Origin of the sequence: Butyrivibrio fibrisolvens (assembly GCF_037113525.1) — a bacterium.
In the GTDB taxonomy this organism is placed as follows: domain Bacteria; phylum Bacillota; class Clostridia; order Lachnospirales; family Lachnospiraceae; genus Butyrivibrio; species Butyrivibrio fibrisolvens.
This window is the reverse complement of record NZ_CP146963.1, coordinates 1,731,872-1,747,702: the sequence shown is the minus strand read 5'-3', so window position 1 is coordinate 1,747,702 and position 15,831 is coordinate 1,731,872. Positions and strand designations below refer to the sequence as shown.

General features: G+C 39.7%; 14 protein-coding genes. 2 read left to right on the top strand and 12 right to left on the bottom strand.

The features are described 5' to 3' along the window. Nucleotides 1-7 precede the first annotated feature (7 nt). From WAA20_RS07140 to WAA20_RS07120, 5 genes are all read right to left on the bottom strand, one after another. Nucleotides 8-2,134, bottom strand: a complete 2,127-nt coding sequence (locus WAA20_RS07140; protein WP_073384493.1) for a DNA topoisomerase — start codon at nucleotides 2,132-2,134, stop codon at nucleotides 8-10. Nucleotides 2,135-2,216: 82 nt separating this feature from the next. After that, a complete protein-coding gene (locus tag WAA20_RS07135) occupies nucleotides 2,217-3,611 on the bottom strand; it encodes a hypothetical protein (RefSeq protein WP_073384495.1) in 1,395 nt (464 codons plus the stop codon). A 130-nt stretch (nucleotides 3,612-3,741) separates the two neighbouring features. Then, complete coding sequence (asd, locus tag WAA20_RS07130) at nucleotides 3,742-4,827, bottom strand: aspartate-semialdehyde dehydrogenase (protein ID WP_073384497.1); 1,086 nt, start codon at nucleotides 4,825-4,827, stop codon at nucleotides 3,742-3,744. A 346-nt stretch (nucleotides 4,828-5,173) separates the two neighbouring features. Next, nucleotides 5,174-6,559 carry an argininosuccinate lyase gene (gene argH / locus WAA20_RS07125; protein ID WP_073384499.1) on the bottom strand — a complete coding sequence of 462 codons (1,386 nt, stop codon included), beginning with the start codon at nucleotides 6,557-6,559 and terminating at the stop codon, nucleotides 5,174-5,176. A gap of 203 nt (nucleotides 6,560-6,762) precedes the next feature. Next, a complete protein-coding gene (locus tag WAA20_RS07120) occupies nucleotides 6,763-7,044 on the bottom strand; it encodes a hypothetical protein (protein ID WP_073384501.1) in 282 nt (93 codons plus the stop codon). Nucleotides 7,045-7,370: 326 nt separating this feature from the next. Between WAA20_RS07120 and WAA20_RS07115 the strand changes: the two genes are divergently transcribed. Beyond that, entirely contained in the window at nucleotides 7,371-8,033 is a 663-nt protein-coding gene (locus WAA20_RS07115) for a hypothetical protein (RefSeq protein ID WP_073384503.1), read from the top strand. Then, entirely contained in the window at nucleotides 8,030-9,004 is a 975-nt protein-coding gene (locus tag WAA20_RS07110) for a hypothetical protein (protein WP_073384505.1), read from the top strand. The genes WAA20_RS07115 and WAA20_RS07110 overlap by 4 nt, the downstream gene beginning before the upstream one ends. On the opposite strand, the gene WAA20_RS07105 is transcribed toward WAA20_RS07110, so the two are convergent. The 7 genes from WAA20_RS07105 to WAA20_RS07075 all read right to left on the bottom strand — a co-directional run bounded on the left by WAA20_RS07105 (nucleotide 8,975) and on the right by WAA20_RS07075 (nucleotide 15,830). Then, nucleotides 8,975-9,772: a YhfC family glutamic-type intramembrane protease gene (locus WAA20_RS07105; protein WP_073384507.1), complete on the bottom strand. Its 798-nt coding sequence runs from the start codon at nucleotides 9,770-9,772 to the stop codon at nucleotides 8,975-8,977. The genes WAA20_RS07110 and WAA20_RS07105 overlap by 30 nt on opposite strands. 21 nt (nucleotides 9,773-9,793) lie before the next feature. Continuing rightward, nucleotides 9,794-11,395, bottom strand: a complete 1,602-nt coding sequence (locus WAA20_RS07100) for a hypothetical protein (RefSeq protein ID WP_073384508.1) — start codon at nucleotides 11,393-11,395, stop codon at nucleotides 9,794-9,796. A 15-nt stretch (nucleotides 11,396-11,410) separates the two neighbouring features. Next, complete coding sequence (locus tag WAA20_RS07095) at nucleotides 11,411-12,130, bottom strand: ABC transporter ATP-binding protein (protein ID WP_073384510.1); 720 nt, start codon at nucleotides 12,128-12,130, stop codon at nucleotides 11,411-11,413. 30 nt (nucleotides 12,131-12,160) lie between these two features. Continuing rightward, on the bottom strand, nucleotides 12,161-12,358 hold the full coding sequence (locus WAA20_RS07090) for a PTS ascorbate transporter subunit IIC (RefSeq protein WP_026495756.1): 198 nt from the start codon (nucleotides 12,356-12,358) through the stop codon (nucleotides 12,161-12,163). Beyond that, nucleotides 12,358-13,398 (bottom strand): SPFH domain-containing protein, encoded by a 1,041-nt coding sequence (locus WAA20_RS07085; RefSeq protein ID WP_073385007.1) that lies wholly within the window; start codon nucleotides 13,396-13,398, stop codon nucleotides 12,358-12,360. The genes WAA20_RS07090 and WAA20_RS07085 overlap by 1 nt, the downstream gene beginning before the upstream one ends. Before the next feature lie 279 nt (nucleotides 13,399-13,677). Next, a complete protein-coding gene (locus WAA20_RS07080) occupies nucleotides 13,678-14,694 on the bottom strand; it encodes a leucine-rich repeat domain-containing protein (RefSeq protein ID WP_073384512.1) in 1,017 nt (338 codons plus the stop codon). Between the two features lie 122 nt (nucleotides 14,695-14,816). Beyond that, complete coding sequence (locus WAA20_RS07075; protein ID WP_073384514.1) at nucleotides 14,817-15,830, bottom strand: leucine-rich repeat domain-containing protein; 1,014 nt, start codon at nucleotides 15,828-15,830, stop codon at nucleotides 14,817-14,819. Nucleotide 15,831: the final 1 nt, after the last annotated feature.

Sequence of the window (15,831 nt, the reverse complement as noted above, 5' to 3'; positions counted from 1 at the left end):
TCTTTATTCACTTCGCAGGTGACTTCGAAGTCTTCTTAGCTGTAGTCTTGCCTGATGTCTTAGTATCCGCATAGTACTGGTCTATCGTCCTGAATCTTTGCATCAGCTGATTCTTATAATTATTTTCCTTAACCTGATTGGTTCGTCTTGAAACGAAATCGTCAAGCTTGTCCATGTATTCCTTTTCAGAAATAGCACCTTCAGCAACCCCTGTAAGGCCCTTTTCCCAAGATGCAGTAAGAGCAGGGTTGAGCATAGGCTTCATGGAAATTGCTACCGTTTCATATACCATCTCACCCAGCTGCGTAGGTGTTATTATCTGGGTCTTCTTGTTAAGGTTAAGGTACTTGATAGCAAAAAGCTTAGTCAGTATTCCTGCACGGGTAGCAGATGTTCCTATTCCGCTTCCCTTTATCTGAGAACGAAGCTCTTCATCTTCTATGAACTGTCCGGCATTCTCCATAGTAAGGATCATGGTTCCGGAGTTGTAGCGCTTAGGCGGTGATGTCTCACCTTCCTTTACAGACATGGCAGAAACCGGGATCTTACTTCCCTTTCTGATCTTCTGAAGCTCTTCGAAGAATGCTTCATCTGTCATCTGATCTTCGTTGTCAGCGCTTGTCTCTCCTTCTGCATCTTTTTCTTTTTTCTTGAAAAAAGAATAATCCATTACATGAAGGTATCCCTTTGCAGAAAGGACTTTGAAGTTGCTATAAAAGTGTTCCTTGTATGGAATCTGCTCTCCTCCTGCTCCCTGCCTTGACTCAATAAGTGGAAGCTCAAGATCAAGAGCAACCTTCTGGTACTGGGCAGGTGGGAAAAAGATTGCAAGGAATCTTCTTACTATGATCTCATATACCTTTTGAGTAGTTGCAGAACATCCTGAAAGTGCTGATAATCCCTGGCCTGTAGGGATGATAGCATAGTGATCTGTGATAGCCTTGTCATCGCAGTATCTTGTCTTAGCTATTCCCTTGTAGGATTCATGCTGAAGTATGGACTTTGCAAATACTCCTGCCTGCGGATAGTTCTGAAGTCCTGATATGTTCTTATTTATAACTTTGCATATAGCTGATGATAATACTCTGGCATCAGTTCTTGGATAAGTTGTAAGCTTCTTCTCATAAAGCTCCTGAGCTACAGCAAGTGTCTCATCTGGGTTTATCTTGAAATATCTGGAGCAGTCATTCTGAAGCTCTGCAAGGTTATAAAGAAGCGGTGCGTTCTTGGTCTCTTTCTTTTTCTCAGCTTTGGCAACTGTAAATTCCAAAGGGTCTGCAGATCTTTTACAAAGATCTATGAAGGTATCCGCATCTTCTTTTTTCTTAAAGCCCTTTTCTGAATACAGGAGGGGTGACTGGTCATACTTACTTTCAGGCTGCACTTTCCATTCTGCATCAGGGGTCCTGTCTCCTATCACAAGAGAGGCATTAACCTTGTAAAAAGATGTCTTAACAAAGTTTCTGATCTCACGCTCTCTGTCTACGACTATACCCAAAACGCAGGTCATAACTCGTCCGACAGATACAACACCCTTATCCATTCCAAGATAGGATTTGATGTTATAGCCGTATCTGAGTGTCAGCGCTCTTGAGAAGTTGATACCCATAAGGTAGTCTTCCTTGGCACGAAGATATGCCGCAGATCCAAGGTTGTCGTATTCGGAATCATCCTTGGCTTCTCTGATACCTCTTATGATCTCTTCTTCTGTCTGTGAATCGATCCAGACACGCTTTCTGGTTTTACCTTTGACACCTGCCTGCTGGTCTACAAGTCTGTAGATATACTCACCTTCTCGTCCCGAGTCAGTGCAGATGTAAATGGTATCAACATCGTCTCTGTTAAGGAGTCCGCTTACAATATTGAACTGCTTACGGACATTCGGAATGACTTCGTATTTGAAATCTTCAGGAATGAATGGCAGTGTATCCATCTGCCACTTTTTATATTTCTCATCATAAACTTCGGGATAACTCATTGTAACAAGATGTCCGACGCACCAGGTTATGATGGAGTTGTCGGACTCCCAGTATCCGTCTGCTTTTCTGTATTTTTCGTTATCAGCGTGTTCAAGCGCTGCTCCAAAAGCCTGAGCAACACTTGGTTTCTCCGCAATATAAACGCTTTTTGGCATTAAATTCTCCTGAGTTTTTAGATTTTAAAAAGGTCATGCCCGCGGGCATGACCTTTACAATGCAGGTTAGGCAAATCCCTTATCAGGCATTTTTCTCAGCCTTGCTCTCTTCTTCAGCTTTTTTGGAAGCAGCTTCTTCTGCACGTTTTTTATCTCTCTCAGCTTTTCTCTTCTTAGCAAGCTTTTCTCTTTCTTCGTGCTTCTGTCTTGCTTCCTTCTCGATCTTGCTTCTTTCTTTGCTAAGTGCTTTCTCGGCAGCCTTTCTTTCCTTCTCAGCTTCCTTTTCAGCTTTCTTCTTAGCAGCCTTCTCAGGAGCAAGTCTCTTTTCTTCTTCCTTCTTAGCAGCCTTCTCAGCTCTGCGCTTCTCAAGCTCTTCTTTCTTCTGAGCTGCTGTCTTAGGAGTATATCTTTCAATAGCTGTCTCTTCGATGATGTAGTTCTTAAGCTTAGTTACGTTCTCATAAGCGCCATCGAAGCGAATCTCTTTGTTATTGTTGTCGTTGAAATATGTAAGTGCAAGTCCGGTTCCGTTCTTGCCTGTAAGCTCATAGTCAACGATATCCTTCTCATCTACAACTTCACCGAAGCTGAAGATCTTGTGGATACCAAAACGGTTCTTGTTAACGATAAGGCGAAGACTAAGTCTTTCCTGAAGAAGGTAAGCTGCAAGGATTGCAAGTACAGTAATAAGGAATGCAATTCCTGCTGTACGTGAAAATGTAGCATTGAGGTCATTATGAATTCTGTCATAGTAAAGACCATCAAGGCAAAGTGCTGCATAAAGAACAAGGATCTTGCAAGCTGTGAACAGTTTGTAGTTCTTGTCTGTAAGCTTTACTTCGAAACGTGACTCTGTCTCGTTCTCAACGTGATCTGAATATGGATCCTTAGCTGTCTCGATAACAGCATCAGGATGGTTCTTCTCATCTCTTGCTACAAGGAAGAGGAATACTGCTACCCATACAACGTTAGCAGCTACAAGACCAATGATAGCCTTAGGGCTGAAGTGTCCTGCAAAACCATACCATACGAAAGCAACAAATGCAGTCATAGGAAGAAGCTGGATAATACCATCAACTACTCTGAGTACCACACTGTTCTTGAAATAAGGAATAAAGCTCATAGCTACATATGAATCATCAACCTTTGTGTAGTACCAGGGGTTTATGAGTCTCCAGAAAACGAGCCATATAATACCACACAAAATGATCATCCATACGTTGGAAGCTACTGAATATTCTGCCTGGTTGGTCATATGCCACCAGATATAATGCATCATTGGCACTGATGCTGTGATAAGTGAAAGATTAAAAGAAATTGCGTTTGCAAGGCCATGAACCTTGAGCAATTTGTGAAATGCTAATCTGACTACAATGGTAGCAAGACCAATAGCGGCTACATCCCACACACTAAAAGTATTACCTGAAAAAGGTAATTCTGCAACCAGAGCTGCAATCAAGATCTGTAAAGTAATCATTATAAGATTCCTCCCAATAGAATAAGCGTTGGCGGGCATTTTCAGTGTATGCTGAAAACGTCGACACCAACGCTTATTATAAAACAAATCCACTTAGATTTCTATATTTTCTTTTACAAGAAATTATTACTTATTTAGCCTGGATATATCCAAGAGCCTTCATAAGCTCAGCACACTCTACAGCACCGCCAGCAGCGCCTCTGAGAGTATTGTGTGAAAGGCCTACGAACTTCCAGTCATATACTGTATCCTTACGAAGTCTTCCGATTGAAACGCCCATTCCGCCTTCGTAGTTAACATCAAGAGCAACCTGAGGACGATTGTCATCTTCAAGATACTGGATGAACTGCTTAGGAGCTGATGGAAGTCCAAGTTCCTGTGGCTTGCCTGTGAAGGAAACGAGCTTCTCGATAAGCTCTTCCTTAGTAGCTTCCTTCTTGAATCTTACGAAAGCAGCTGCTGTGTGACCGTAAAGAACAGGAACGCGGATACACTGTGTTGTGATAACAGGGCTTTCTGCAGGAACGATCACGCCATTTTCAATGTGACCGAAGATTCTGAGAGGCTCAAGCTCTGACTTCTCTTCTTCACCGGAGATGAATGGGATGATGTTGCCTTCCATTTCAGGCCACTCTTTAAAATTCTTACCTGCACCTGAAATAGCCTGGTATGTTGTAGCAACTACTTCATAAGGGCCATACTCTTTCCATGCAGCAAGAGCTGGTGTATAGCTCTGAATTGAGCAGTTAGGCTTAACAGCGATGAAACCTCTTGTTGTGCCAAGACGCTTTCTCTGATACTCGATAATATCGCTGTGCTGAGGATTGATCTCCGGAACGATCATAGGAACGTCCGGTGTCCAACGATGAGCTGAATTGTTTGAAACTACAGGAGTCTCAGTCTTAGCATACTCTTCTTCTATAGCCTTGATCTCGTCCTTGCTCATGTTTACAGCTGAAAGAACAAAATCTACGTCAGATGCAACACCCTTAACATCAGTTACATCCTGAATAACAAGATTCTTAACTGCTTCAGGCATTGGAATATCCATCTTCCATCTGTCGCCAACGCTCTCTTCATAGGTCTTGCCCGCACTTCTGGGGCTGGCAGCCACTGTCTTAACCTCAAACCAAGGATGATCTGCGAGAATAGAGATAAATCTCTGACCAACCATTCCTGTTGCACCAAGGACTGCTACTTTCAACTTCTCACTCATAATATGCTCCTCTTTTAACCTTTTACGCGTTCCGTACTTTAGCGCGTTAATTTGCTGTCTATTATAATCTCATTTTTTCTCTGTGAAAAGAGATAAATTACACATTTTTTGCCTTCAAAAGTTTATTTTCATAGCTCATTTGATCAAATGGTCAACATCCAGATCATACATTTTTGAATCATAGATTCAAAAATGCAGCAATAGAGCCAATTGAGTTCGACTTCGTCGAAGGCTCTATTGCCAACCGATTCATCGAATCACGAAACACGCAGTAAATGCGCGTTTCTGTAATTTACATTTAAGAAGTCATACTTTATTAACCTTGAAGCCATGAAAAACATCTTTATTATGCCATTTCATCAAGCAAAAACTTCTCATTTTCTGCAATAACCTTCTCCATAGCTCCTATGCCAGGAGCTCCGACTGTAAGCCTCTTTTCCACACAGGTCTTAAGTGATATTGCATCATATATATCATTATCGAAGTGCGGATCGAATTTCTTAAGCGTCTCAAGATCAAGCTCATCGATGGCGCAGTCCTTCTCAATGCAGTGAAGGACTATCTGTCCGATGACAGAATGTGCATCCCTGAAAGGAACTCCCTTTACAACGAGATAATCTGCCGCATCTGTCGCATTAGTAAAACCGTTCACAGCACTCTTTTGCATAGCATCCTTGTTGAATTTAAGTGTTCTGAGCATATCTGTAAAAAGAATCAGACAGTTCATTGCATTGTCCATCGCATCAAATGCTACTTCCTTGTCTTCCTGCATATCCTTATTATATGCAAGCGGGATTCCTTTCATAGTAGTAAGAAGGCTCATAAGATCGCCGTAGATCCTACCTGTCTTACCACGAACAAGCTCGGCTATATCAGGATTCTTCTTCTGAGGCATGATGCTGCTGCCTGTAGAATAGGCATCATCTATTGTTACAAACTGATACTCATTGGAATTCCAGATGATAACCTCTTCTGCAAATCTTGAAAGATGCATCTGCATTATGGAAAGAGCTGACATGAACTCAAGAAGATAGTCTCTGTCAGAAACAGAATCCATACTGTTAAGAGTCGGGCCTTCAAATCCAAGAAGCTGTGCCGTATATTCTCTATCAAGATCGTAAGTTGTGCCTGCAAGCGCTCCTGCTCCAAGAGGACAATAGTTCATTCTCTTATAGATATCCTTCATACGAAGTGCGTCACGCTTGAACATCTCAAAATATGCGCCAAGGTGATGTGCAAGTGTAAGAGGCTGAGCCTTCTGAAGATGTGTAAAGCCAGGCATATAGGTATCAAGATGCTCTTTTTGAAGATCAAGAAGAGTTTTAAGCATATCTATGATAAGCTCCTGAGTCTCCTCAACCTTATCTCTTGTATAAAGTCTCATATCAAGCGCAACCTGGTCATTACGGCTTCTGCCTGTATGCATCTTCTTGCCTGCATCACCGATCCTGTCGATGAGATTAGCTTCTATGAAGCTGTGTACATCTTCATATTCAGTAGTAATCACAAGCTTTCCGCTCTCAACATCTGCCATAATTGAATCGAGCCCTTTGAAGATAGCTTCCTTATCTTCATTTGTGATGATACCCTTTTTAGCAAGCATTTCTACATGTGCTCTGGAGCCTCTTACATCTGCCTCCAAAAGCCTCTTGTCAAAAGATATAGATGCATTAAAATCCCAGGCAAGCTGGTCTGTTTTACCTTTAAAACGGCCGCCCCAAAGTTGTGCCATATGAATTCCTCCTGTATATTTATACATGTTATGAATGCTACTTTATCACATCGGATTTGGCAATGCAAGTTTAAAAATGTATATTTTTGAATGTTTTATGCATTTTTATTCGTGCAATATTCATTTTATTCATATTTCCATTGTAAAGTTTTCAAATCAGCTTTCCATTGCAATGATCATATAAGCTTATGCCGCACAGGTTATCAATCGCAATCAAATATAGCTTTGCTCATAAGCCTGTCACCATATACAGACTTCCACTCTTTATGCACATCAGAAGCATCAAAGGCTTCCAATCCTTCATGAGTAAGATCTATCTCGATCATGATACTGTATCTGTTTTCACGAGTACTGTTAGATTTACGGATAGTCACGCCATTTATACCTTCTATATCTAGAACCTTATCAAAAAGAGAAGTAATTTCAGGTAATAGTTTTTCTGTATCATTACTGTCTTTGAATTTTGCGATTATATAATGCTTCATGTGAAATCCTCTTTTTCTTATATTCTTTATATATTATAAGTATAAATATAATAATAGCAGGGTCAACCTGGCTTGTCCCTGCTATTATTATTATCCTTTTTTAATGCTTTTGAAACCTGCACCTACAATACTTATAACTGCAATGATCAAAATGTAGGGACACGAAAATCTATGACAGGCCACTTAGTGTGTTCCGCATATGTGCGCATAGGAAACGATTCTTTTCTTCAAACTTGGATATGACACAGGAACATGCCTTTGGTAAAATATGTTATATAGATATCCCATTATCGTTTTTTCAATATCAAATACCACACGAGGATAAGATGATAAAAGAAAAAAGTTCTGAATCCATCTTCTTAAATGAACAGCTGATGGCTGTAATGTGCTTATTGGCTGTGATCACAGGCACCACTTCTCTTTTTTTATTAACTCTTCAGGAAGATAATTATATGGCTATATTTGGGCTTGTGATTAAGCTCATCACAACCGTTGCCATGTTCTTTGCATTCAGGCATTACAACTGGGACGTTGCCAAGGGTCTTATGGGCGGAGTTTTCTTTAGTTTAATGTACGAGGAAGCTTATCTTGTTCTGGGAAAGCTTTGGAGTGAGCAGGATTTTGATGTATATCTTGTTGTTGGTGTACAGGGGAGCTTGTACCTTGCAGCCGCAGGTATGTCTTTTCTCATGACGATAGTTATTACGATCAATCATTTCATCATCAATTACGCGATTCATGGAAATCCTGAGAATGTAATCTTCAACCGTATGGCTATCATATTCAAATTCATCGTGTACATTATCCTTATTGTTACCAACAGTATGCTGGGCCTTTCAGCATCCGGCATGTGGGCTAATGCTCTAATGTATCTGACCGATATGTCTATCCTCATCATGCTCATATGCATAGAATCCCAGTTTGATTCTTTCAAGCTACTCCGTCATGAACTTCTCAAAGAAAAACGTGAAAGGAAAAACAATAAATGAACCTACGCAAACGTTTATCCGGAATCTGGCTTATGGCAATGGCACTGCTTTCCTTGTGCTCATTCACCTGCTTTTTCGTAGCTCAGATGTGGCTTAATATCTTATATATGTTTTATCTGACTATAGCTCTGGTTCAAGTTGTCACTTTGGTGATCTATCTCTGGGGGCCTGAGAAGCTCACATTTAAGCCGCTTAAGTATCTCTATCGCATTTGCTATGCGTCATCGATACTTGTGATCCCGTCATTTGCATTTATATTCATGGGGCTTATATCTCAATATCATATAAATATTAGAGAAAGTATAGACGCATCTTCTATGGCTATTGAAGAGATTGTTCCATCAGATGAGACTGTTATCTATAACACAGGGAAGGTCTATATCTTTTTCCCGGAATATTCAAGTGTAGAACTTGTATGTGAAGACCGCCCTTCTAAGTCAGATGATTCCATAACCTGGTGCTGCGGGGCAGCTTTTCAGCATACGGTAAGTCTTGATTTTACGCAGGAGAACGTGGAAGGCGACCACGCTGTTAACGGCGTATATTATAGTAGTCCCTACAACAAGGACTCTTTTGCTGCATTTACATTCGCGAATGGAGAATTCTCTTTTGATTTTGATGACCCTCAAGGGGCAATAAAAAAAGCCGCCGATGCAGGCGGCAATGGTTTCATGCAGTTTGGCCTTATCAAAGATCATGAAGTTGTCATGAACTTCGACAGGCCAAGAGCCAGATGCTATAGAACTCTTGCAGAACTTAACGGGAATCTTTGCATCATAGATTCCGTTAACATGATGCACTTCACAGAGTTTATGGAAGAGCTTCAAAGGCTCGGCGTCACCAACGCCCTCTACATGGACATGGGCGCCGGCTGGAACTATTCCTGGTACCGAAATATAGCTGATAAGGTCGTAACCCTCTTCGGCCTTCCAGTACCCTGGTCACACAACTGGGTTGTGTTTAAAAAATAGCTTATAGACAATCACAAAGAATACAACAGAATATACCACAAGTATTGCTTCTGTCACATACAGATTCAAAACTCCTGCCTGGTAAAGCGCTGCCGGTACATCGAAAAGGGCATGAAGTAAAACTGCAAGGAAGAACAAACTGATCTTTGATCTTCGTACAGAATTAAATACTACGATAGAAAGTCCCACATGAAGCAGCATTGCAAAGATTCTTTCTACCATAGTGAGCAGGCAATATCCTAAAGTAATCGAAGCCATCTGCTCAGGAAGAGTAACAAGACTGGACACATCAGTTCCCTGCGCCTCAAGCTGGCTGACCATAGTATCAAATGTTCCGTTATTTATCATAACAGCATATGTAAGATAACTAACTGATGCGGACACAAGTAAAAACATTGCCTCAAATCCGCCATGACCTATGCCATGTGATATAGCGGTTTCACGATTCGTTCGATTTCTAAGAAGAGTCTTAAATACTACAAGTCTTCCTGTCTCTTCGAATATTCCGGCAAGAAGTGCTCCGATTGCACTAAACAGTACTACATTCCCAAGAACAGTCTGCCCAAGTGCTGTATCCGGGTTAAAGAAAAAATACTTTGGAATAGCTTCAAGCAGTACTGCAAAAACAAACCATGTTGCCGCGCCCGCAAGAACTGTGGTTATCTTCTCTTTTCTTGTAACTACCCACCAGATAGCTAATCCTACAGGAACGATAATTCCAAATGCGATAAGTAATCCTTCATATAAAAAAATATTTGAATCAATCATATCTAGACTCTCCTTCAAGGCTCAAAGTACTCTGCACAAAGACTTAACTCTCAGGTATACGATCAGTGACAATAGAACATATACTAATGCAATAATTAATGATACTAAAACTATACCTATTACTTTTGAAAGGAAAATACTTCCAAAAAGCATTGCACACGTAAGTATCATGTTCGGGAACATATATACCACAACAGCTGTTCCCTGCTTGATAACTTCAATCTCATTTTCCCATTCAAGTTTCATGAAGTGGATTCCGCAGGCAAGTCCAAATGAAGAGGAAAAGACGCAAAGGATAAAGCCAAGGATCATGAAGAAGATCGTCTCCAGCACAGATGCCTTTGCACTTATACAAAACATGATAGTTGCAAAAAGCTGTACCGGAACTGAGATATAAAGGCTTGCAAGGAGTTTTCCAAAATAAATGTCTCTGTTTGTAAGTGGTGAACTTTGAAGGATCCAATAGTTCTTGCCTTCAAGTGAAGGTGAACATGTTGTCATAGGTACCATACCTGTCAGGAAATAGATCACGAAAGGAATGGCCGGAAGTATCATCTGAGATGTCACCGGTGCTCCATTAACAACTACCTGGATTATCTTATCAACTCCTATAACCAGCGCCAGCACTGAAACAACGATCGCAAGTATATAACCAATTCCTATGTTAACAAAATAGTTGGTTGAGCTAACAAGTCTTCTGAGCTCCTTAACTGCAATAGCTCTTTCCTTACTCTTTTTCTTCTGGATCTTGATCTGACCACTACGTTTTGCCGCGCCAGTTCTCATAACTGAGTTCATCTTTTTATAAGATCTTGAAAGGATGTAGAAAACAATCTCAAATACTACAGCTGTAACTACTACTAAAAGTATAGCTGATAAGATGTTGTGATCTACTATGGCCTTTTCAAACCACGCCATAGGTGGATAGTAAGTACCCATCATATCTATACTCTTTGAAGCATCTGTAATAGCTGTCTTCACTTCGCCGTTTCTAAACAGCTTTTCAATAATAAATCTAAGGGAAAAGCAAATCATTACAAACACAAGAGTAAGTATTGTCTGCACAACTTTCCAATGTTTGAATGCTGTACCGATCTTTGCGATCAGGAAGCCAAAAAAGCTTGCTGCAAGCATTGGAATAACAAGGAGAACAGCAGAAAGCACGATCCACAAAGGATAAACGTAGATCGCAGGTCCCTTGAAAATACCATATCCTATAAGCATGGCCACTGAAATAGCCATGTTAAGTGGCAGGCTCTTAACGTACATGTAAAGGAACTTACTTGAAACGATTGTCTTTTCACTAAAGGGAAGTGCCATCAGCATCTCGTATTCACGAAAGCCGAAAAGATAGCTTCCTGCTTTAAAAAGAGTGAGTAAAAAAGCAAGTGTACATAAAAGAAGCGCTGTCAGCATAGGGAGCTTATCAACAAGTCCCAGCTGTGCATAACCATAGGCCGACATAACTGCATAAACTACAATAAGTATATAAATTAGTCCGAAACCTACATATGAAGCAATTATCTTTTGTTTTTTCTTTTTGTCGCCTGACGTCTTAAGAATATTAAGTGAACTGGTGGATCTGTTCAGAGTCTTAAGAAGCAGCATAGTTCTATTTTTCATATATTAACCTCAAATTTAGGCGATATTTACGCCTTCAAGGAATACCTCTTCAAGTGACTTGTCACCAACGAGATCTTCCATAGTACCCTGTGTGATGATCTTACCTTCTTTGATGATCGCAACCTTGTTACAAAGCTTTTCTGCTACATCAAGTACATGTGTGGAAAAAAATACTGCGCTTCCCTTTTTACACATGTCATGCATGATCTCCTTGAGCATATATGCAGCCTTGGGATCGAGACCCACAAAGGGTTCGTCCATAACAAGGAGCTTAGGTTCATGGATAAGGGCTGAAATAATGGCAACCTTCTGCTTCATACCATGTGAATATGAAGAGATTGGATCTGAAAGAGCATCTGTGATCTCAAGCTTATCTGCGTACTCTTTGATCCTTGCCTGTCTCACATCAGAATCTATATCAAAAACATCAGCGATAAAATCAAGATACTGAAGTCCTGTCAGATTCTCGTAAAGATCTGGGTTATCAGGAATATATGCTGTTATCTTCTTGCATTCCAGGGGCTCTTTTTTCACAGAATGACCATCTATATAGATCTCGCCATCTGTAAAATCAAGAACTCCAACTATTGCTCTGATTGTGGTACTCTTACCGGCACCGTTGTGTCCTATGAAGCCGTAGATGTCTCCGCTTTCAACGTCAAGTGAGATGTTATCTGCAGCCTTTTTAGTGCCGCTATAGATTTTTGAATAATTTTCTACTTTTAATACACTCATACCTAAACCTCATATTTCTATAATTACCGATTACTTAATATCAAACTCCGGTGGTTCATCCAAATGCTGGGAAACATATTTCCCGTCTTTTTTTCTCTGCTTTACACATTCTGTAAGTAAGTATTCTATCTGGCCGTTAACAGAGCGAAAGTCGTCTTCTGCCCAGGCAGCAATAGCATCGTACAACTTTGCGCTAAGTCTAAGCGGTACCTGCTTCTTTTCTGCCATTAGTACAGGCTTCCTGTATTAACTATAGGCTGTGCGTCGTGATTGCCGCAAAGAACTACGAGGAGATTTGATACCATTGCTGCCTTGCGCTCCTCATCAAGATCTACAAGTTCCTTCTCACTAAGACGCTCAAGCGCCAGCTCTACCATACCTACAGCACCATCAACGATGAGCTTTCTGGCATCTACTACTGCTGCTGCCTGCTGTCTCTGAAGCATTGCTGCTGCGATCTCAGGTGCATATGCAAGATATGTGATCCTTGCATCTACGATCTCTATACCAGCTTCTGCAACCTTGCCCTGGATCTCAGCCATGATCCTGTTAGCAACAACCTCTGTTGAACCACGAAGGCTTCCATCATCAGCCTGTCCATCACCGGTTGTATCAATATTTTCAGTTACATCGTAAGGATAAAGCTTAACTACATTTCTGACTGCTGTGTCACACTGGAGTGAAAGATATTCTTTGTAGTTATCTACTGCAAATACTGCTTTTGCTGTATCTGTAACCTTCCACATAACTGCAACTGCGATCTCAACAGGATTACCAAGGATATCATTGACCTTCTGACGGGAGTTGCTGAGGGTCATAACTTTAAGAGAAATCTTCTTGTTTCTGGCGGAAGTATCAATTGCAGCACCAGTTCCTGAGATTGTCAGGGCTGCTGCAATCTTGCTCTTGCCATTGTCGGAGATGTCTCCGCTCTGTCCCAACTTTGTATCTGCAGCAGGGTTAACTGCTGTGCAGAATGGGTTTACATAGAAGAATCCGTCGCTATTAAGGGTTCCGATGTATTTACCAAAAAGCGTAAGTACAAGAGCTTCACCTGGCTTTAAGACCTTAAGCCCAAGATATGGGATCCAGCCAAAGCTGACCCAAATGATTCCGGCTACGAACAGTGCGATATCTCCTGCGCTTGCTCCATCATCAAGCCCGATGCCACCAAAGATCACAGCCACAATTCCCAAAGCATACAGAATTGAAATGATGATCATTGCTGCAAAGCCGTTTTTATGACCTTGAATTACTTTCTCTTGAATATTTGTATCCATAACCTTTCCTTCCTTTCTCGTCTAAAAAAGCTGTAATACAAAATAATTTCTTTTGATATCATTATGATATCACTATTATTTCATATGTCAAATAGTGTTTTAAATAATTTAGATGCCTTTAATACCGCAATTTGAGCATAAAAAATACCAGCTACACCCAAAAGATGTAACTGGTATCCGAGCTAAAAAAATCGGGGTCAGGTACTGCAATATTAGCACTTTCCCAGCAATCCCTGACCCTGACTCACTGTGACGATATTGCCTGTATTATGTATCCGGCACTTCCCAGCTATCTACGATTTCATATGGTATACCATTTTCTTTTGCGTACTGTTCGGCATAGGATCCTGCTGTAGTAACTATTGTCCCTATTCCGGATAAATCATACCCTTCCCATTTTCTGCCATAACTAATCTCTATACTTGTTACACTATCTGGTATATAAATAGTCACATTATCCTGGCTAAAAAAAGAATAACTTGATATGCTCTCTACTGAATCCGGAATGTATATTTCCTGAACATCTACAGGATATTTGTACTCACTGCTATATTGACAAAATGCTCCATCTATCGATTTTACTCCATCAGGAATTACTACTATTTGTTCTTCTCCCTTATATAATTGTAATGAACCATAAATAATTACAAAATCACCTTTCTGAGCATAAATCCATGGAGTTTCCGCAAACACGCGCGCTCCTATTTTCTCAATACTCTGCATATTTGTCACATTTGTAAGTCCACTATACGCAAATGCTTCATCTCCAATCTCTTTTACATTAGAAAAATCAAATGATACGAGGTGTGGATTTGCTGAAAATGCTTTTGTTTTGATAATGGTTAAACCAGAACCCAAACTCACATTTTCCAGAGCACGATTCTCATAAAATGCATGCTCCCCTACAGATATTACGTTGGTCGCAGTAACTGATTTTAAACTTGATATAAATGCAAAACAGCGATCACCTATTATTTCTACACTATCTGGAATCTCTACACTTTCAATTTCCTTTTCCCACGGAGTGCCATTTAAGCTATTATAAAAGCAACGATCACCTAAAACTTTCACAGGTTTTGTTAAAAAGCGTTCTGGAATTACAACATTTTTATCATTTCCAACATATTTATTCAGAATTACATAGTCATCTTCTAATGTAATCTCATATCCCTTTAATGCAAATGGGATTTTTACTGGTTTTATATATGGCAACCCAAAAACAGTAAAAAGGATAATGGTTATGATAGTAATACAAAAGATTGTTATTATTACTATTTTTTTCATATACTAATGTATTCCTTCCTCACTTTATACTTTGAATAAAAAAATATCGGGGTCAGGTACTACATTATTAGCACTTTCCCAGCAGTCCCTGACCCTGATTCTCTGTAATGATATTGCCTATGTTATGTCTCCGGCACTTCCCAACTATCTACGATTTCATATGGTATACCATTTTCTTTTGCAAACTGTTCTGCATAGGAATCTGCTGTAGTAACTATTTTTCCAATTCCAGAATACTCATTTCCATTCAAGCCACAAAAAATATCTATACTTGTTACACTATCTGGTATATATACAGTCAAATTATGTTGACAATAAAAAGAATCGTCCGAAATACTAGTAACTGTATTCGGTATATAAACTTCTTTTACATCTATAGGATATTTGTATTCTCTTTTATATTTACAAAATGCTCCATCTATTGATTTTACTTCATCAGGAATTACTACTATCTGTTGTTCGCCTTTATATAATTGCAATGAACCATTAATAATTACAAAATCTCCTTCCTGGGCATAGAGCCATGGAGTTTTCGCAAACACGCACGCTCCAATTTTCTCAATACTCTGCATATTTGTCACATTTGTAAGTCCACTCTTCGCAAATGCTTCATCTCCAATCTCTTTTACATTAGTAAAATCAAATGATACGAGGTGCAGATTTACCGAAAAAGCTTTTGTTTTGATAATGGTTAAATCAGAACCCAAACTCACATTTTCCAGACCATCATCCTCATAAAATGCATACTCCCCTACAGATATTACATTGGTCGCAGTAACTGATTTTAAACTTGACATAAATTCAAAACAGTGATCACCTATTATTTCTACACTATCTGGAATCTCTACACTTTCAATTTTCTTTTCCAACGGAGTGCCATTTAAGCCATCATCAAAGCAATAATCACCTAAAACTTTCACTGGTTTTGTTAAAAAGCGTTCTGGAATTACAACATTTTTATCATTTCCAACATATTTGTTTAGAATTACATAGTCATCTTCTAATGTAATCTCATATCCCTTTAATGCAAATGGGATTTTTACTGGTTTTATATATGGCAATCCAAAAACAGTAAAAAGGATAATGGTTATGATAGTAATACAAAAGATTGTTATTAGTATTACTATTTTTTTCATA

Bases quoted from the DNA above. Each gene is read 5' to 3' on its own strand.
- WAA20_RS07140 (WP_073384493.1), bottom strand. From the start codon at position 2,134: ATGCCAAAAAGCGTTTATATTGCGGAGAAACCAAGTGTTGCTCAGGCT.
- WAA20_RS07135 (WP_073384495.1), bottom strand. From the start codon at position 3,611: ATGATTACTTTACAGATCTTGATTGCAGCTCTGGTTGCAGAATTACCT.
- asd (WP_073384497.1), bottom strand. From the start codon at position 4,827: ATGAGTGAGAAGTTGAAAGTAGCAGTCCTTGGTGCAACAGGAATGGTT.
- argH (WP_073384499.1), bottom strand. From the start codon at position 6,559: ATGGCACAACTTTGGGGCGGCCGTTTTAAAGGTAAAACAGACCAGCTT.
- WAA20_RS07120 (WP_073384501.1), bottom strand. From the start codon at position 7,044: ATGAAGCATTATATAATCGCAAAATTCAAAGACAGTAATGATACAGAA.
- WAA20_RS07115 (WP_073384503.1), top strand. From the start codon at position 7,371: ATGATAAAAGAAAAAAGTTCTGAATCCATCTTCTTAAATGAACAGCTG.
- WAA20_RS07110 (WP_073384505.1), top strand. From the start codon at position 8,030: ATGAACCTACGCAAACGTTTATCCGGAATCTGGCTTATGGCAATGGCA.
- WAA20_RS07105 (WP_073384507.1), bottom strand. From the start codon at position 9,772: ATGATTGATTCAAATATTTTTTTATATGAAGGATTACTTATCGCATTT.
- WAA20_RS07100 (WP_073384508.1), bottom strand. From the start codon at position 11,395: ATGAAAAATAGAACTATGCTGCTTCTTAAGACTCTGAACAGATCCACC.
- WAA20_RS07095 (WP_073384510.1), bottom strand. From the start codon at position 12,130: ATGAGTGTATTAAAAGTAGAAAATTATTCAAAAATCTATAGCGGCACT.
- WAA20_RS07090 (WP_026495756.1), bottom strand. From the start codon at position 12,358: ATGGCAGAAAAGAAGCAGGTACCGCTTAGACTTAGCGCAAAGTTGTAC.
- WAA20_RS07080 (WP_073384512.1), bottom strand. From the start codon at position 14,694: ATGAAAAAAATAGTAATAATAACAATCTTTTGTATTACTATCATAACC.
- WAA20_RS07075 (WP_073384514.1), bottom strand. From the start codon at position 15,830: ATGAAAAAAATAGTAATACTAATAACAATCTTTTGTATTACTATCATA.